The following is a 17022-nucleotide window of genomic DNA, read 5'->3' as shown; positions in this document are numbered from 1 at the left end:
GTTTTTGTTGTTCGAAGCCTGAGATCTAGGGTTGGCGGCTTCCCTCCTCACGCAACAGCGCCTGCAGGGTATCGAGCCGTGCACCGTCGAACGCCATCACGGTGCCCTGCTCGAACACCCGGCGCGCCAGCCCGGTCAGCACCGCGCCGGGCGGCAGTTCGATCTGTAGACGTACGCCACGCTCATAAGCGCTTTGTACCGTGCCGCGCCAATCCACCACACGGCACATGTTGAAAGCGAGGTCGTCGCGCAACGCTTCGATGTGGGTCACCCTCCGCGCGCGGCTGCCGCTGAGATAACCCAGGACAGGCGTTTTCAGTGACACCGTGGCGAAGGCTTCGGCCAGGACCTTCGCCGGCGCATCCAGCAGCGGACAGTGCGAAGGCACGCTCACCGCCAGACGCCTGGCCAGTCCGGCGCCATGGACTTTCGCCAACTCGGCGACCGCTTTCATCGCACCATCGCTGCCGGCGATCACCACCTGGTTATCGGCGTTGATGTTGGCCAGGTAAACCGGCGAGTCACTGCCGTGAACCCGGGCCAGCAAACCTTCTACCGTAGCCAGATCCAGACCGATGATCGCGGTCATGCCGTAGCCCTGTGGATAAGCCTGCTGCATCAACTCACCGCGCAGGCTGACCAGATGCAACGCATCGCTGAAACTCAGCGCACCGGCCACCACCGCTGCCGGATAGGCACCGATGGACAATCCGGCGACATAATCCGCAGCCACTGACAGCTGTCGTGACGCCGCCACGCCCGCGATCAACAGGCACAACTGAACGGCCCGCGTCGACTGCAGGGCTTCGGCAGAATCGAGCCGCAAGACATCCTCACCGAGCACGTCGCTGGCCTCGTTCAGGGTTTCCCGAGGCAAGCCCTGGAGCATGCCCGGCTGCTGCGCGCCCTGGCCGGGGAACACCAACAGGCTGCTCACGCTGCTTGCTCCTGCGGGTTCCATGGATCGAGCACCAGACAGGCCTGACTGGCCTTCTTGAGCAGTACGCGATTCGAAGAACCGGCCCATTCACGCAAGGCGACGGCGCCATATGGCGTCTGCAATTGCATGTCCACCGCGCACATGGCGCTGTCGAGCGTCGCCAGCAACGCTTGAGCGCGGGTGCGACTCAGCGGCTGCGGCGTACGCAGGATCAGGTCGAGATCACTGCCCTTGTGCAGGGCTGTAAAACCGCTGGCCAGCTCAAACCCGGCACTGCCACTGACACCCCAGACCCAACCGCCGCCATTGAGCACGGGCCGCAATTTTTTCAGCGCTCGAAGTGCCGGCAACGCACGGTCGCTGTCGACATGACAGAGTGCTTCCGGCGTGACCCGACGGGTGATCGACCTGATCGCCATCGACGCCGCGTACCGCTGCTCACGCAGACGGCCACGCACACCGACCGCAACCTGCCCTGCCGCTGACAAAGCGCGCCGTACCACCACCGGTTGCCCGGCGCGAACAGACTCGATCACCCACGCCGGCGCATCCGCGGGCAACTGCTCCAGGGTCATCCCCCAGAGCAGGTCGTGGGCCAGCAGCGTGTTCACCACTGTGCCCTCAGCAATTGGCGAACCTGGCTTGAGGCCGCACGATTGGCGGCACCGAGGCGGCCGCTCAGGTCACGACCTTTGGCGGCGACATCGCCGATCGCCAAAGTCAGGCACTCAGTCACCCTCGCCAGATCGTTCGCCGTCGGTTGTTCGATCTGCTCCACCGACAAGGTTTCCCAGAGCAAGCCGAGGCTGGCATAGCTGTCGATGTCATAGGCCATCGGCGGCACGCTGGCGGCCAGGGCTTCCAGTTCTTCGACACTGCGCAGCGTCACCCGCGCCGCCGAAGCCTTGCCCATGGCATGCACCATCACACCCGGATCACGCAAGGCAATCAGCCGGTTGGCTTGATAGCCGTGGGCGAGAAACGCCCCGGACATGGCCTTGCCCACCAACAAGCCGATCACGGCGTGGCCGGCCAGTCGGGCACGGGCATAACTGTCGGCGGCGCCGGCCAGGGCCTGATGAATACCAAGCGCTTCTTCGCGCCGGCCATAAGCCTGACTCGGTACGTCGACGATGGCGATCAAGGCACGTTTTTGCGCTTTGTCCTGATCGGCCGCAATGATTTCATTCACCGCCTTGGCCAGGCCCCAGCCTTCGAGCAAGCCGACCTCGCCATGTCGGGCACGAACGAAACGGTTATCCGGATCGGCCACCACCGCGATAAACCGAACGGCTTGTTCACCGATACATCCATCCGCCACCTTCAGTGAGGCCGGCAAACCTTCGACCGGTTTGGCACCGGCACTCAAGGCGTTGAACCAGTTCAAGCCCCTCAGGGAATACGAGCTCATGAGCGCTCTCCTTGATACAGATCGCGAACCACTGAAGGTTCGATTTGCGGCCCGGCGTCCAGACGCGCCAGTCGTTGCAGGAACAGGTCGGCCTGAGTGCTGCGTTGCTGCGCGGGCAAACCCTGCTTGAGCAATGCGCTGACCTGCTGGCGGATCTGGGCCACGTCGTCCTCCGCGAAGCGGTCCACCAGGCCGGTGGCGAAACGTTGTTCGCCGCCGGTCAGGCTCCAGATGAATGGACGATCCCGCGAGTCGTACTCCTCAAGCCCGGCCTCCTGTTCGATCACCTGCGGGCCGTTCAGGCCGAGGCGCGCTTCCTGGGTCACCAGCAAGTAGCTGCACAAGCCCGCGGCAATCGACATGCCGCCGAAGCAGCCCACGCTACCGGCCACCACGCCAATCACGGGTTGGTATTGGCGCAGGTCGACAATCGCCGCATGAACATCGGCAATCGCCGCCAGGCCGAGGTTGGCCTCCTGCAAACGCACGCCACCGGTTTCCAGCAGCAGCACGGCACGGGTCGGAATGCCCTTGCGGTTGTCTTCGGCCGCCAACTCCAGTGCACCGGCCAGTTTCGCCCCGCCGACTTCACCGAGGCTGCCGCCCTGGAACGCCCCTTCGATAGCCCCGATCACCACCGGCAAACCGTCGATGCTGCCCTTGGCAATGATCACGCCGTCATCGGCCTGTGGCACCACGCCCTGACGCGACAACCAGGGCGACATGACCCGTTGAAACGGGTCGAGCAATTCACGAAAAGTGCCGGCATCAAGCAAGGCTTTCGCCCGTTGGCGGGCGCCGAGTTCGACGAAGCTGTGCTTGTGCAGCAGTTCAGCACTGTCAGTCATGGCCGATCTCCTCGAAGCCCTGCTCCAGGCGCAAACGCACCACGCCGGGGGTGGCGCCGAAATCGTGAATATTGATGTCCATCGCCGGCGGGGTCTGCCCGTCGAACATACGTGCAAACAGATGCTGCCAGCGTTGCTCGCTGCCATTGACCGAGGTCTGCACGTTGATCGTCAGCTTGCCGGCCTGACCCGGCTCGATCAGCACTTCCAGATCGCCCGAGCCGACACAGCCCACCAGTGTGCGCCCGCGTGGCGGCTGCCCGGCGGGGAATTCAAAGGATAAGGTTTCCATCAAAAAGCTCCCTGATTAATGCCGTCGCGGGATTCGATGCGGTCGATGAACAGGCAGGCTGCGAGCAGATCGGCAGCACCACCGGGCGAGGCATTCAGCGCGATTAATTGTTGGTCCAGCTCGTGCAAGCGACGGCGACCGCCGAGGCTGGCGCTGCCACCGGCGTCGAGTACCGCCTGGGCGCCACGCTGCATGGTGTGCAGGCCATGCTCGCCGGCGCGGTAGAGCACGCAGGTGTCGGCCAGCCGGGTCATGATCGCCAGCAGTGCATCGAGCCGGGCGTTCTGTTCGCCATGGCCGGCGGCGCGGCTGCGCTTGAGTTGTGGCAGGGCGCGCTGGGTGACGGCCGGGAAGCCCAACTGCGCTTCTTCCCGGGCACCGCGAGCGCCATAGCGCTGGGCGACCTGGGCACCATGGCTCAGAGGCCGTGGCGCATGGCGGTCGTCGAGCAAGGCCAGGCATGCGGCGCGCAAAGCGATGGAACCTGCGGCAGTGGATTCAGGCTCCAGCGCGGCAGCCGCAACCAACAGGCCTAACGCCCAGATGGCCCCGCGATGGGTGTTCACGCCGTGGGTGGTGGCGAGCATCGCTTGCTCGCCTTCTCGGCCGATCAGCCCGATGGCCTCACGCAGGGGTAAACCGATCTCGCCGATTTCCATGGCGGCTTCAGCCATTTCCTTGAACGCTGGCCACAACGCAAGCGCCGAGGCGTGCATCAGCCCCAGGTGCAAATCGGTATGGGCACCGCTGCCGCGTCGGTCGACCAGCGCCGGCTTCGGCGACAGGTCCGCTTCGTCGATCAGTGCGTCCACCGCCAGGTCCGCCAGCCGGTCGGCCAGGCTCAGGGGTTTCGCTTGCAGGTTGAATGCGTGCATTACCAGCTCCTGAATTTGGCGGGCGGGTTGTAGAGACCACCGGACCACTCGACCAGGTCGGCCACGCTTTTGGCGGCGAGCAATTCGCGGGTGGCGTCGGTGCGGCGGATGCCCAGGTCTTCGGGCAAGGCGATCAGCCCTTCGCGGCGCATGCGCGCCGTGTCTTTGGGGTTATGACGCAGGCCGATGGCGGTCACCCCGGCGACGGCGGCGATCATCGCCCGGCGCTCTTCCAGCGAGCGCGCCTTGTAGAGGTAGGCGATGCCTTCTTCGGTGAGCAGGTGGGTGACGTCGTCGCCGTAGATCATGATCGGCGCCAACGGCATGCCGCTTTTCTTCGCCACGTCGATCGCATCGAGGGTTTCGACGAACGTCGGTTTGCCGCCCTCCTGGAAGGTCTCGACCATCTGCACCACGAGTTTCTTGCCGCGTTCGAGCATGGGTTCAGGCGCGTCGCTGTGGCGCATGTCGAGCCAGGCCGGCGTACCGTGGCGCCGGCCACGCGGATCGTGGCCCATGTTCGGTGCCCCACCGAAACCGGCCAGGCGTCCACGGGTCACGGTTGAAGAATGGCCATCGCCATCGACTTGCAGGGTGGCGCCGATAAACAGGTCCACCGCGTATTGCCCGGCGAGTTGGCTGAACATGCGGTTGGAACGCATGGATCCGTCACGCCCGGTGAAGAACACGTCAGGCCGGGCGGCGATGTAGTTTTCCATGCCCAGTTCGGTGCCGAAGCAATGCACGCTTTCGACCCAACCGCTTTCAATCGCCGGGATCAACGTCGGGTGCGGATTGAGTGTCCAGTTGCGGCAGATCTTGCCCTTCAATCCGAGGGATTCGCCGTAGGTCGGCAGGATCAGCTCAATGGCGGCGGTGTTGAAACCGATGCCGTGATTGAGCGACTGAACATTGTGTTTTTCGTAGATGCCGCGGATCGCCATCATCGCCATGAGCACGTGCACAGGCTTGATGTGCCGGGGGTCGCGGGTGAACAGCGGTTCGATATAGAACGGTTTGTCGGCTACCACCACGAAATCGACCCAGGACGCGGGAATGTCGACGCGGGGCAATTCGCTGACATCGTCCACCAACTGATTGACCTGGACGATGACAATGCCGTCGCTGAACGCGGCCGGCTCGATCAAGGCCGGGGTGTCTTCGGTACTTGCTCCGGTGTAGATGTTGCCGGCGCGGTCGGCCATGAAACCGGCCGAGAGCACGACGTTGGGAATCAGGTCCACCACCAGCCGCGCATAGAGCTCGATGTAAGTGTGGATCGCGCCGATTTCCAGCAGGCCGTCTTCGAGCAACTGGCTGATGCGCAAGCTTTGCGCGCCGGCGAAGGCGAAGTCGAGCTTGCTGGCGATGCCGCGCTCGAACAGGTCCAGATGCTCGGCGCGTCCGACGCTGGGCATGATCATGTGCAAGTCATGCAGCTTGCCCGGATCGGCCTTGACCAACGAGCGGGAGAGAAAATCCGCCTGCTTCTGGTTGTTGCCCTCCAGCACCACACGGTCGCCAGGCAGAATCAACGCCTCCAGCGCCGCCACGATCTTGTCGGTGGGCAACACCACACCGGCGGCAAGGCCCCGCACCAGTTCGAGACGCCGCAACTTTTCGCTGCGCCGCCGCGTCCATCGCGAGTCGGGGGATATTGTTGTTGTCATGACCACTCCACGGGTTCGCTGTCGTGGGGTCACCTTAGGAGCGTTGGGTGGCGGGCATCAATCAAGCAGGGTGATGGATTGTTACGGTCAGGTTAATGGTGCCGAAGAGTTTCGTTGCCATGGCTGACGCCTTCGCGGGCAAGCCCGCCCCCACAGGTATCGTGATTGCAAGAACAGTGTGGAAGCCGGCTTGCCGGCGATGGGGCCGTCAAAACGTTTCGAAGATTCCTGAATCACGGTTCTGCCATTTGCTGCTCCACCCCGATCAACAACTGCGCAGTACTTTCCAGCAACTGCCCCAGCAATGCCTCATCTTCATCCATATAGCCTTCGTACTCCGCCAGGTTGCGTCGTTCATGGCAAAGGGCGAATAGCCGAACCTGCACCTTGCTGAAACCTGCGGTGTGGATCAGGCACTGGAAAACCAGGTAACGCTTATCCGAACGGTAGCCACGCAATCGAAGCGCTGTCAGTGCAATGCCATGGGCAGCGTTGTAGGCCAGATCGAATCGGCTGGCGAAGGAAAGTGAAGAGGTTTGCGCATCTTTCAGGCGATCTGTTGCCGAACGCATCAAGCCTTCGCATTCCTTGCGATCGGGTGCTTCGGCCTTCAGTCCACCACTACGTAACAGGTTTTCCAGATTCTCGTTGCTGCCCATCCTTGGACTCCAAAGGGTTTTCCCCCATCAGGTTGATCTTCTCCTGTTGCGCTACCCGCATGACGAAGCTGTTTTCGGCCGTCAGTTTTGCAACCCAGTCATCAGGGGTATAGAGCGTCGGATTAAGGGTGCGGCCCAGATGCTCTTCCAGAGGCAAGAGCCGCTCCATCACATCACTGTAGTGCAGCCCTTCCCCGATCAACATGAGGTCAATGTCACTGGATGCGATGGCCTGATCCTTGGCGATGGACCCATAAACAAACGCCCATGTGAGTTGTTCGGCGAAGGGTTGCAGTGCCTCACGCAAAGGCTCGGCGATACCGAATGTCTTGCGAGTAATACCCAACAGTTCGGCATAGATCGGGCAATCGGGATTGGCCTGGTAGTGGGTCTGATTACCCAGACGTGACATCGTCAGCACACCCGCTCGTTGCAAGCGGTCCAGTTCGCGCATGAGACTGCCTTTTCCGACCTGAGCCCAGCGGGCGATCTCGTTCGCGTAAAAGCTTCGGTCGGGTTTGCCAAACATAAGGCCCAGCACTTTTTGCTGGGTCGTGGTGAACAATGCTTCGCTCAGCGACAGGTTTTCCACGTCAACAACCAAAAGGTCCCAAAAAGGGAACTTTAGGTCCCTTTTTGGGAATCATCAACCTTCAAACCAACCCCGCCCCTACCAGCAACTCTTCCAACCCCAGCAAATCCGGCACCCTGGCCACTTGATCGCCCACTTGCACCGCCTTTTTTGCGGTCGGCCAATGGCAGCCGAACAATAAGAGCCCTTTCCCGCAGCCATAGACGAACCGTCCTACATTCATTCCTCTGCTCCTTTGCTAGCGTTCGCCCCCTCGCCTCCCCCTCAACAAATTCAGATACAAAACGCCCTCAGCGACCGCCGAAGGAACAAAGGATGTTCAGCTCTAGCTCACTCGCACGTTTCAATCTGACGATTCAGGACCTGAAGCACGATTTTCAAGTCCTGGAGTTCACCGGCCAGGAAGCGATAAGTACGCCCTTTGCCTTTGACGTGGTTCTGGTCAGCGAGAGACCGAATATCGATCTGGAAAGCCTGCTGCATAAACAAGGCTTTCTGACTTATGGCGAGGGTGGCAATGGCATTCACGGGCAAATCCATCGCGTGGCCCAAGGCGACGCCGGAAAACGCCTGACTCGTTACAACGTGACACTCGTTCCTCGGGTGGCCTATCTGAGCCACCGCATCAACCAACGCATTTTTCAACAGTTGACCGTCCCGCAGATCATTGCGCAGGTGCTGGAAGAGCACGGCATTCATAGCGACTTTCACTCGTTTCAGTTGGGCTCCAAGTACCCAAATCGTGAGTACTGCGTGCAGTACGACGAGTCAGATTTGCATTTCATTCAACGGCTTTGCCAAGAGGAAGGCATTCATTACCACTTTCGGCACAGCCGAGAGAAACACCTGATGGTCTTTGGGGATGACCAGACCGTGTTCCCCAGACTTCAACGGCCAACGCCCTATAAACAGGACAGTGGCATGGTTGCCGAAGAGGCGGTGATCAAACAGTTTGGCCTGCGTGTAGAAGCCCGTACCAGCCGCACCACCCGCCGTGACCACGATTTTGAAAAGGCCCGCATTCTGCTGGAGTCCGACTATCAGCCCGCCACCCAGGTGCAGCCCGATCTGGAAGATTACGACTACCCCGGACGTTTTACCTCGCGAGAGCGTGGCGAGTTTTTAACCAAACGCGCGCTGGAACGCCATCGTGCCGACTACCTCCAGGCGGAAGGCAAAAGCGATCAACAGACATTGGTGAGCGGGCATTTTCTGCAAATGTCCGAGCACTCACGCACAGAGTGGAACGACCTTTGGTTACTGACAGCGGTTCGCCACGAGTGTAAGCAGCCGCAAGTGCTTCAAGAGAGCTATACCAGCGTTGCCACCGGTCATGAGGATGAACTTGTTCAAGGCTATCGAAACCAGTTTGTCGCCATACCCTGGGACGTTTTCTACCGTCCGCCACATCATTACAAAAAGCCGCGAGTGCTGGGCAGTCAGACCGCCAAGGTCACCGGCCCCAAAGGCGAGGAAATCCACTGCGACAAGTACGGTCGGGTCAAGGCTCAATTTTTCTGGGATCGCGAAGGTCGCCACGATGACAAAAGCAGTTGCTGGTTGCGGGTGTCCTCCAATTGGGCCGGCAATGCCCATGGCAGCGTCACCATCCCGAGAGTGGGCATGGAGGTGTTGGTCAGTTTTCTTGAAGGTGACCCTGATCAACCGGTGATCAGTGGATGTCTGGCCAATAGCGCCAACCCGGTCCCTTACGAATTACCCGCCCACAAAACCCGTAGCGTGTTTCGCTCCCGAAGCACACCGGACAGCGGCGGATTCAACGAATTGCACCTGGAAGACCGCGCCGGCCGGGAATTGATCTACCTGCGCGCCCAACGCGACATGGAGCAGAAGGTCGAGAACGACAGCCGTCTGGAGGTCGGGAACGAGCGCCGGGAAACCATCAAGGGCGACAGCATCACCATACTGGAAGCCAAAGAACACCGAACCGTCACCGCTGACCGCAATGTGAAGCTCAAGGCCAACGACTATCTGCATGTCGCCAGTAATAGCCACACCCGAGTCGATCAAACGCTGGTGGTGGAGGCCGGTCAGCAAGTGCACATCCAGGCCGGGGCGCACCTGACGCTGGACGCTGGCGCGAGCATCAGCCTCAAAGCGGGTGGACAGCACATTGTGATCAGCCACGGTGGCATTTTCAGCAGCAGCGAAATCCAGATCGGGGGCGCTCCGATGGCGGGCTCGGCCGCTTCGTTTTCGATGCCCGGAACTCTGGACGCCTTGTCGGAGCCATCGCAACTGCCGCCCATGATTGCGCTCAGCCAGGGCGCCCTCATGTCGGCCAGCAAAGTCATGGGCGCTGATTTCTGCCCCATCTGCGAAGCCTGCCGAGAAGGCATTTGCATGACACAGGAAACCGCCCCATGACCGACTCGATAGCTCGCCAATGGATGATCCGGCAACAGCAATCTGGCCATGTTTTGTGCCTCGTTCTGGATTCGGAGAACGAACGCGACACGCGCCAATCGTGGTTGAAGACCTGCGGATTCGACCAGTATTCGAGCCTGTACGGCAAAACCCGGGTGGCTGACCTGGCGGACGCCGGGCCGTTTGTCTTCGCCTTCGATCATGTCGGCGACAGACGCATCGACGAACTGCTCAAACATCCGCAGCGAAACTGGGGCTGGTTCGCCAGCCTGCAAAAGGGCGACCTGCCCACACTGGTAAAACACTGGCAGGAGCGTCTGATCATTGGCACGCGGCCGAATCAGGCGCTGTACCGCTTCCACGATAATCGGGTGCTGAGCCGGGCCCTGGCGCATCTACCGGTTGAAGCCTGTCCGGCCTACCTCGGGCCGGCAATCAGCGTGTGTTACTGGCAGGGAGAACGCTGGGAAAGCACGGATAACCCCGCCCCCGGCACCTATCCAGTGCCCGATCAACCGCTGTGGCATCAAGTGCCGGCGCCCAACCTACAGACTGATGACATTCGCCTGACCAATGCTCGTCGCTACCTGCTGGCGGAGCATGTCGAGGCCTACGCCAAACTCGCTGAACAATATGATCCTGACATGTGGCTGCGCACCAGAGTTTCCCAGGCACAGGCGTGGGGATGGTTCGCACCGGATCAATTGGAATTTCTGCTGATCCAGAGCCTGCAAGCACCCGCTTACAGTCTGGCGGCGCATTGGCGGGTTCGTCCAGGGGAAAGCCCTGATGATCACTTTGAACGGGTGTATCAAACAACGGCATTCTGGCAAGGAGAAGGCGCCCTATGAAGCGCCTGATCCGCACAGCAATTCCGGGCTTTTGCCTCACGTTGACCGCAGGCTGCGCCAGCAGTCAGCCGAACACCTTTACCTTCACTGCCGACCTGCCGCCCGACTTCGTCTATCAGGCCATCGCCAAATATGTGCCCGCCAACGGCGAAACCTGCACCGTGCCGGGCGGGCGCAATACCGCTGTCGGCTACAACATGAATTGGCGTGAAAACTATCAACCCACCGCTGAAATCGCCCTGCGCCGAACGGTCAGCGGCTGCCCGTTGATCATCAACCGTATCGAGCTGGACATTAACGCGACCTATGGAAAAGCCCGAGGAGACTTTGATGCGGATGTCGCCAGTGTGTTCATTCGCAACGAGGTGGAGGATCAGTACAAAAGCATCGTTAACGAAGCGGGCGAAAGTTCCTTCTACGGTGAATGCCAATGGCTGTTCCGCACCTCAGGCAAGCCTCGCATCCTGAGAAAACTCCTCAGTTGCAAAACGATCGATGCACAGGGCGACCGGGGACGGGGCCAGCCTTTCGCGGCATTTACCCCTGACCAACTGCCGGGTAAGACCGTAAAGATGCACATCAAGCTGGCCGACGAGGAAAGGCCCGCCATCGGGGATACGTGGGTCAAGGTGCCAAACGGCTGGAAGCGCTGCATGGGCGACAACTTTGAAGACCAATATGCGTTTTGCTTTGGCAATTACAAGGATTTCAGCGGCTTTCAGATGGTCGACGGACGGCAATGCACCATTTACCCCGGCTGCACTGAATAAGGACATCCCCATGACAATGCCGTATCCGCTGGTGAAGTCGCTGTTTAAGAACCTTGGTTTGAGCGGCTGCATCGCGTTAACCGCAGGCTGCGCCAGCAGTCAGCCGAACACCTTTACCTTCACCGCCGACCTGCCGCCCGATTTCGTCTATCAGGCCATCGCCAAATATGTGCCCGCCGAAGGCGAAACCTGCAGCGTGCCGGGCGGGCGAAATACTGCTGTCGGCTACAACATGAATTGGCGTGAAAACTATCAGCCCACCGCTGAAATCGCCCTGCGCCGAACGGTCAGCGGCTGCCCGTTGGTGATCAGGCGCATCGAGCTGGAAATCTTTGGGCGTTACGGAAAAGACCGGGGAGATTTTGGCGCAGACATCGCCAGTGTGTTCATTCGCGACAAGGTGGAGGATCAGTACAAAAGCATCGTTACCGAAGCGGGCGAAAGCTCCTTCTACGGTGAATGCCAATGGCTGTTCCGCACCGTGGGAAAAAAAAGACGCATCGTAAAGCTCCTCAACTGCAAAACAATCGATGCACAAGGTGAGCGCGGGAGCCATCAGCCCTTTTCCATGTATAGCCTCGATCAACTACCGGGTAAGACCGTGAAGATGCACATCAAGTTGGCCGACGAGGAAAGGCCCGGCTGGGGTGACGCCTGGGTCAAAGTTCCGAACGGCTGGAAACGCTGCATGGGCAAGGGCTATGAAGATCAGCGTGGGTACTGCAATGGCAATTACAAAGACTTCAGCGGCTTTCTAATGCCCGACGGACGGCAATGCACCATTTACCCCGGCTGCACTGAATAAGGACATCCCCATGACAATGCCGTATCCGCTGGTGAAGTCGCTGTTTAAGAACTTTGGTTTGAGCGGCTGCATCGCGTTGACCGCAGGCTGCGCCAGCAGTCAGCCGAACACCTTTACCTTCACCGCCGACCTGCCGCCCGACTTCGTCTATCAGGCCATCGCCAAATATGTGCCCGCCGAAGGCGAAACCTGCACCGTGCCGGGCGGGCGAAATACTGCTGTCGGCTACAACATGAAATGGCGTGGAATCTACCAGCCTGACGCTGAAATAGCCCTGCGCAGAACAGTGAGCGGTTGCCCGCTGGTCATCAACCAAATCGAGCTGAAAATCTACGCAACTTACGGTAAAGCCCGGGGAGATTACGGGGTGGATATCGCCAGCGTGTTCATTCGAAATGAAGTGGAGGAACAGTACAAAAGTGTCTTTAACGAAACAGGTGAAAGCGCCTTCTTCGGTGAATGCCAACAGCTATTCCGAACGGTAGGGCCAAAACGCCGCATCGTAAAACTCCTCAACTGCAAAACAACCGATGCACAAGGCGAGCGCGGGAGCCATCAGCCCTTTTCCATGTATAGCCTCGATCAACTACCGGGTAAGACCGTGAAGATGCACATCAAGCTGGCCGACGAGGAAAGGCCCGGCTGGGGTGACACCTGGGTCAAAGTTCCGAACGGCTGGAAACGCTGCATGGGCAAGGGCTATGAAGATCAGCGTGGGTACTGCGATGGCAATTACAAGGATTTCAGCGGCTTTCAGATGGTCGACGGACGGCAATGCACCATTTACCCCGGCTGCACCGAATAAGGACATCCCCATGACAATGCCGTATCCGCTGGTGAAGTCGCTATTTAAGAACCTTGGTTTGAGCGGCTGCATCGCGTTAACCGCAGGCTGCGCCAGCAGTCAGCCGAACACCTTTACCTTCACCGCCGACCTGCCGCCCGACTTCGTCTATCAGGCCATCGCCAAATATGTGCCTGCCAACGGCGAAACCTGCACCGTGCCGGGCGGGCGCAATACCGCTGTCGGCTACAACATGAATTGGCGTGAAAACTATCAACCCACCGCTGAAATCGCCCTGCGCCGAACGGTCAGCGGTTGCCCGTTGATCATCAACCGCATCGAGCTGGACATTAACGCGACCTATGGAAAAGCCCGAGGAGACTTTGATGCGGATGTCGCCAGTGTGTTCATTCGCAACGAGGTGGAGGATCAGTACAAAAGCATCGTTAACGAAGCGGGCGAAAGTTCCTTCTACGGTGAATGCCAATGGCTGTTCCGCACCTCAGGCAAGCCTCGCATCCTGAGAAAACTCCTCAACTGCAAAACAATCGATGCGCAGGGTGAACGAGGGACTAGCCAGCCTTTCGCGGCATTTACCCCTGACCAACTGCCGGGTAAGACCGTAAAGATGCACATCAAGCTGGCCGACGAGGAAAGGCCCGGCTGGGGTGACACCTGGGTCAAAGTTCCGAACGGCTGGAAACGCTGCATGGGCAAGGGCTATGAAGATCAGCGTGGGTACTGCAATGGCAATTACAAGGATTTCAGCGGCTTTCAGATGGTCGACGGACGGCAATGCACCATTTACCCCGGCTGCACTGAATAAGGAGGTTTAGACATGAAGTCATTGGAGAGAGAACTGGAGTCGCCGCTGAGCAGCCGCATACTGGCATGCCCCGCACAGGGTCGATGGAGCAGCTTTCAGCTGGTCGACGAGTTCGGCTCAGGCGAACCCTATGCCGGGTTGGCCTACATCGCAACCGATTCGGAAGGGAAAACCTACGAAGGCAATCTGGATGCCGCAGGCACCGGTAAGATTACTGATCACTTCGCTGGTCCCGTTTTGCTCTTAATTGATCAAACGTACCAAGGGTCAGAACAGCTATATAAAGATTTACAAACAAGACCCCACTACCCCCTCGAAATCACAGAACTCCAGGTCCGCGCCGAGCAAACCCGCTACCTGAACCCTGACGCCAACCGCACCCGAGAAAACCCCGCCCAAGCCTGCGCGGATGCATTTTTCCAGGTGGAAGTGCGCCATCTGGTCAAGCATGTCGCCCATTTACCGCCGCAGGTTTACAGCCATCACCCGATGGGGTCGGGGCCGGCGAGAATCATGGGCAAGCAAGGCTCACTGGGTGTTGCCCTCTTGCCACTCAAACACACCGTGCTGGAAGTGCGCCCGCTACGGGCGTTGCGCCCCATGCTGTCCACCGATTCCGCGTACTGTTCGCTCAACCTGTATCAACTGGCGCTGATGGCCACCTTGAGCTATTGCCCCTTTGGTCAAAAACCCGATGGACACCCCGTCGACACCGCGACTGTAAGCTTTCCCCTGCAACCCACCGTGGGCAACTGGTTCGGGGACGCACTGGCCAAGTTTGAAGAACTGGGGAGAGTCGATTCGACCCAAACGACCGCCTACTACCCGTTGTATGAGGACGTGCCGTACTCCAGGCGCCTGGAAATCGTGCCATTCGACCCAGGTCTCTACGCCGTAAACAACCCTGAATTGAAGGGCGATCAGGAACATCCTGCCAAAATTCACTTCCTCGACGACCGGGGCCATGGCTCGGCAGCCACCGATACCCAGGCCTTCATCACCCACCATGACGAACTGATCCTGATTGCCGTGCGTGGCACCTATGAACTCATCGCGGATGGCCTGCGCGACGCCGATGCCTTTCAAGTGCCGTTTGAAGAGACCGACAGCAAGGTTCACCGGGGCTTTTACCAGGCAGCACAGAAAGCCTACGACTTCGTTGTGAAGTACCTCTCCAGATTCTATGCCGGTCAAAAACTGCTGATCTGCGGGCACAGCCTCGGGGGTGCAGTGGCATTGCTACTCTCGGAAATGCTGCGCCGCCGACCTGAAGGCTACAACATCCAGCTCTACACCTACGGCGCCCCCCGCGCCGGCGATGCCAATTTCGCAAAAGAGGCGAAGCCGCTGGTGCACTACCGCATGGTCGCCCATAACGACCCGGTGCCGAGCGTGCCCGGTACCTGGATGAACACCAAGGCAAGCGTTTTCGGGGCCGGGGCTGTGCTGAGCTTTGTTAACGTGCCCGCCGGCCTCTCGGTATTTTTAGCAGGCATCACTAACTGGAAAGGCGAACCCTACGACCATCACGGCACCCTGCGTCATGCGATGCCGGTGCAATTTGGCCCCAGGGAAATGTCCATGATCTTGTGGGAGCCTGGTTGCGACACCATCACTCAACATGCCGCTTGCTCGGTGGCCATCCAGCAAATAAACGGGCTACCGGACCGACCTTTATTTCTGGCTCAACTCTTCAGCTTCCCCAGCCACTCGATGACCGGCAGCTACATTCCAGCCTGCTGGGCATCGCTCAAACGTTCGCAGGAGGCTCAAGAAAAGAACCGCCCCCTCGTCACCGACCTGGAGTTTGAAAGGATAGAGGATGCACTCAAGAACATTACCGATCAGTTGCGTGCAAGGCGGCGTCATTTCTCGAACCAGTCTCCGAGATATCAAGAAACTTACGAGGCGGAAATCAGCGCGATCATTCTTGAGATCGACAAAGTACATGCAACGCGCGCTCGACTGAAATCATTGCAGTTCAAGCTCCCCAGCGAAGCAGATGTCTATGGATCGCTTTCAACTCAGCCCGAGCGGCTGGCCGAAAACCTGCAGCGCTGGCTTGCCCACGCGGAAAACCGGGTCATCGAGCAGTTGGCCATGGCGCCAGCCTACGGCAATCATGGCGAACGGCTGTCTTCGATCTACGGCCATGTCATTGGTATCCCCCGCACCCTGGACATCGATTCGATTATTTGAAAACCCCGCAGCCCTGTCGCCGGATGCGCGTTTTCCGGTGAGCGGCGATTCAAGGCTGATCGGTAAACCCGCGAGACTGTCGATGAATAACCCAAGCTCAATGTCTGATGTTCAAGGACTATCCGACTACCTCAAATGCCTTCCCGTGGAACTTCACGACGAGGCACAAGACTTCATCCGCTATTTACACCAGCTGCCCAAACGTTCACCGGTCGAGTGCCCGAACTGCGGTCATCCTCGCTTCAGACTGGATACCAGCCAGAACACGCGCCTGCCTTTTTACCGCTGCGTTGCCTGTAACAAGGGCTTCAATTGTCTGTCGAAGACGCCCTTCACGAACTATGGGCTGATGCACCTGTGGTCGACCTACGGTCAATACCTGTTGGCCGGCTGGCCCACGCCCGGCATCGCCCAGGCCATGGGGATTTCCCCAAGCACCACGTGGCGCTGGATCAAGCCTTGCCGCGCGGTGATGGCCAAAGAATTTCCAGCCCTGTATCGCTGGTGGTCGGCACGCCAGGATCGAACCAATCTGGAGCCCCCGGCGCACATTGCGGCTCAGGCGAAGGCTTTCCAGAGTAGCCTGGAGCACTTGCTGACGACCCGGCACGCTGTCTGTTCAAGATGCGGCTCGGCCGATACAAAGCGTATCAATGAGCGACGCCCTGATTTCTATTGCCGCGGATGCTCAAGCACGCTGAGTTTGCTCCGTGGAACGCTGCTATCCCGATTGGGTTATCCAGAGCACTGGCTGACGTTTGCCCAAGGGTTGATCAATGGCGAAAGTGTGACTGATCTGCAGCGGCGTACAGGGCTTTGTGAGCGGGCATGCAAACGCTGGCAGGTGCGTTTCATGCTGATATTCGAACAGCAGGGTCACGCCGATCTGGCCAAATGGATCAAGTGGCTACGCAGTCGCCGAGTCAAAGAGGTGAGTGATTTTGTGCGTGACGGCGGGCAGTTGGCAGCGGTCAAAGGCTCCCGCTATTCAGCCAATTCAAAGCGGCGCTTTGCCTTTCTGCCAAGGGACGCCCGGAAACGGCGCTCGGATTCGTAAGCCCATCCAGGACAGCGCCGCGTCTTGGGAACGCCGCAGGCGAATGATCCGTGCG

The 17022-nt window shown here is 59.5% G+C and carries 17 protein-coding genes and 1 pseudogene; 8 read left to right on the top strand and 10 right to left on the bottom strand.

What is annotated here, in order from left to right:
• Positions 1 to 25: 25 nt before the first annotated feature.
• The 10 genes and pseudogenes from mdcH to ACVWYU_RS02665 form a co-directional block, all read right to left on the bottom strand.
• A complete protein-coding gene (mdcH, locus tag ACVWYU_RS02710; RefSeq protein ID WP_457371841.1) occupies positions 26 to 937 on the bottom strand; it encodes a malonate decarboxylase subunit epsilon in 912 nt (303 codons plus the stop codon).
• Entirely contained in the window at positions 934 to 1554 is a 621-nt protein-coding gene (locus ACVWYU_RS02705; RefSeq protein ID WP_457371840.1) for a malonate decarboxylase holo-ACP synthase, read from the bottom strand. The genes mdcH and ACVWYU_RS02705 overlap by 4 nt, the downstream gene beginning before the upstream one ends.
• Positions 1548 to 2351, bottom strand: a complete 804-nt coding sequence (mdcE, locus tag ACVWYU_RS02700; protein WP_457371839.1) for a biotin-independent malonate decarboxylase subunit gamma — start codon at positions 2349 to 2351, stop codon at positions 1548 to 1550. Before mdcE ends, ACVWYU_RS02705 begins: the two co-directional genes overlap by 7 nt.
• Complete coding sequence (locus ACVWYU_RS02695; protein WP_457371838.1) at positions 2348 to 3199, bottom strand: biotin-independent malonate decarboxylase subunit beta; 852 nt, start codon at positions 3197 to 3199, stop codon at positions 2348 to 2350. Before ACVWYU_RS02695 ends, mdcE begins: the two co-directional genes overlap by 4 nt.
• Positions 3192 to 3491 (bottom strand): malonate decarboxylase subunit delta, encoded by a 300-nt coding sequence (locus tag ACVWYU_RS02690; RefSeq protein ID WP_247254458.1) that lies wholly within the window; start codon positions 3489 to 3491, stop codon positions 3192 to 3194. Before ACVWYU_RS02690 ends, ACVWYU_RS02695 begins: the two co-directional genes overlap by 8 nt.
• Entirely contained in the window at positions 3491 to 4366 is an 876-nt protein-coding gene (locus ACVWYU_RS02685; RefSeq protein ID WP_457371837.1) for a triphosphoribosyl-dephospho-CoA synthase, read from the bottom strand. Before ACVWYU_RS02685 ends, ACVWYU_RS02690 begins: the two co-directional genes overlap by 1 nt.
• Positions 4366 to 6036: a malonate decarboxylase subunit alpha gene (gene mdcA, locus ACVWYU_RS02680; protein ID WP_457371836.1), complete on the bottom strand. Its 1671-nt coding sequence runs from the start codon at positions 6034 to 6036 to the stop codon at positions 4366 to 4368. The genes ACVWYU_RS02685 and mdcA overlap by 1 nt, the downstream gene beginning before the upstream one ends.
• 233 nt (positions 6037 to 6269) lie before the next feature.
• Positions 6270 to 6695 (bottom strand): hypothetical protein, encoded by a 426-nt coding sequence (locus ACVWYU_RS02675; protein WP_247254455.1) that lies wholly within the window; start codon positions 6693 to 6695, stop codon positions 6270 to 6272.
• A complete protein-coding gene (locus ACVWYU_RS02670) occupies positions 6658 to 7287 on the bottom strand; it encodes a nucleotidyltransferase domain-containing protein (RefSeq protein WP_090326052.1) in 630 nt (209 codons plus the stop codon). The genes ACVWYU_RS02675 and ACVWYU_RS02670 overlap by 38 nt, the downstream gene beginning before the upstream one ends.
• 61 nt (positions 7288 to 7348) lie before the next feature.
• Positions 7349 to 7438: pseudogene (locus ACVWYU_RS02665) on the bottom strand (chemotaxis protein CheW); the annotation flags it as partial.
• A 164-nt stretch (positions 7439 to 7602) separates the two neighbouring features.
• On the opposite strand from ACVWYU_RS02665, the gene ACVWYU_RS02660 reads away from it, so the two are divergent.
• Genes ACVWYU_RS02660 through ACVWYU_RS02625 form a run of 8 tightly spaced genes read left to right on the top strand, consistent with a single transcriptional unit; the run spans position 7603 to position 16967 of the window.
• A complete protein-coding gene (locus tag ACVWYU_RS02660) occupies positions 7603 to 9675 on the top strand; it encodes a type VI secretion system Vgr family protein (RefSeq protein WP_457371835.1) in 2073 nt (690 codons plus the stop codon).
• Positions 9672 to 10526, top strand: a complete 855-nt coding sequence (locus ACVWYU_RS02655; protein WP_248916666.1) for a DUF4123 domain-containing protein — start codon at positions 9672 to 9674, stop codon at positions 10524 to 10526. The genes ACVWYU_RS02660 and ACVWYU_RS02655 overlap by 4 nt, the downstream gene beginning before the upstream one ends.
• Positions 10523 to 11296, top strand: a complete 774-nt coding sequence (locus ACVWYU_RS02650) for a hypothetical protein (RefSeq protein ID WP_457371834.1) — start codon at positions 10523 to 10525, stop codon at positions 11294 to 11296. Before ACVWYU_RS02655 ends, ACVWYU_RS02650 begins: the two co-directional genes overlap by 4 nt.
• Before the next feature lie 31 nt (positions 11297 to 11327).
• On the top strand, positions 11328 to 12101 hold the full coding sequence (locus ACVWYU_RS02645; protein WP_457371916.1) for a hypothetical protein: 774 nt from the start codon (positions 11328 to 11330) through the stop codon (positions 12099 to 12101).
• Positions 12102 to 12132: 31 nt separating this feature from the next.
• Entirely contained in the window at positions 12133 to 12906 is a 774-nt protein-coding gene (locus ACVWYU_RS02640; protein WP_457371915.1) for a hypothetical protein, read from the top strand.
• A gap of 31 nt (positions 12907 to 12937) precedes the next feature.
• Positions 12938 to 13711, top strand: a complete 774-nt coding sequence (locus ACVWYU_RS02635; RefSeq protein WP_457371914.1) for a hypothetical protein — start codon at positions 12938 to 12940, stop codon at positions 13709 to 13711.
• Between the two features lie 12 nt (positions 13712 to 13723).
• On the top strand, positions 13724 to 15910 hold the full coding sequence (locus tag ACVWYU_RS02630; RefSeq protein ID WP_457371833.1) for a lipase family protein: 2187 nt from the start codon (positions 13724 to 13726) through the stop codon (positions 15908 to 15910).
• On the top strand, positions 15864 to 16967 hold the full coding sequence (locus tag ACVWYU_RS02625) for a helix-turn-helix domain-containing protein (protein WP_248914472.1): 1104 nt from the start codon (positions 15864 to 15866) through the stop codon (positions 16965 to 16967). The genes ACVWYU_RS02630 and ACVWYU_RS02625 overlap by 47 nt, the downstream gene beginning before the upstream one ends.
• Positions 16968 to 17022: the final 55 nt, after the last annotated feature.

Source organism: Pseudomonas sp. TE12234 (assembly GCF_054061835.1).
This window is presented reverse-complemented; position numbering and strand designations above follow the sequence as displayed.

Bases quoted from the DNA above. Each gene is read 5' to 3' on its own strand.
- mdcE (WP_457371839.1), bottom strand. From the start codon at position 2,351: ATGAGCTCGTATTCCCTGAGGGGCTTGAACTGGTTCAACGCCTTGAGT.
- ACVWYU_RS02695 (WP_457371838.1), bottom strand. From the start codon at position 3,199: ATGACTGACAGTGCTGAACTGCTGCACAAGCACAGCTTCGTCGAACTC.
- ACVWYU_RS02690 (WP_247254458.1), bottom strand. From the start codon at position 3,491: ATGGAAACCTTATCCTTTGAATTCCCCGCCGGGCAGCCGCCACGCGGG.
- ACVWYU_RS02685 (WP_457371837.1), bottom strand. From the start codon at position 4,366: ATGCACGCATTCAACCTGCAAGCGAAACCCCTGAGCCTGGCCGACCGG.
- mdcA (WP_457371836.1), bottom strand. From the start codon at position 6,036: ATGACAACAACAATATCCCCCGACTCGCGATGGACGCGGCGGCGCAGC.
- ACVWYU_RS02675 (WP_247254455.1), bottom strand. From the start codon at position 6,695: ATGGGCAGCAACGAGAATCTGGAAAACCTGTTACGTAGTGGTGGACTG.
- ACVWYU_RS02660 (WP_457371835.1), top strand. From the start codon at position 7,603: ATGTTCAGCTCTAGCTCACTCGCACGTTTCAATCTGACGATTCAGGAC.
- ACVWYU_RS02655 (WP_248916666.1), top strand. From the start codon at position 9,672: ATGACCGACTCGATAGCTCGCCAATGGATGATCCGGCAACAGCAATCT.
- ACVWYU_RS02650 (WP_457371834.1), top strand. From the start codon at position 10,523: ATGAAGCGCCTGATCCGCACAGCAATTCCGGGCTTTTGCCTCACGTTG.
- ACVWYU_RS02630 (WP_457371833.1), top strand. From the start codon at position 13,724: ATGAAGTCATTGGAGAGAGAACTGGAGTCGCCGCTGAGCAGCCGCATA.
- ACVWYU_RS02625 (WP_248914472.1), top strand. From the start codon at position 15,864: ATGTCATTGGTATCCCCCGCACCCTGGACATCGATTCGATTATTTGAA.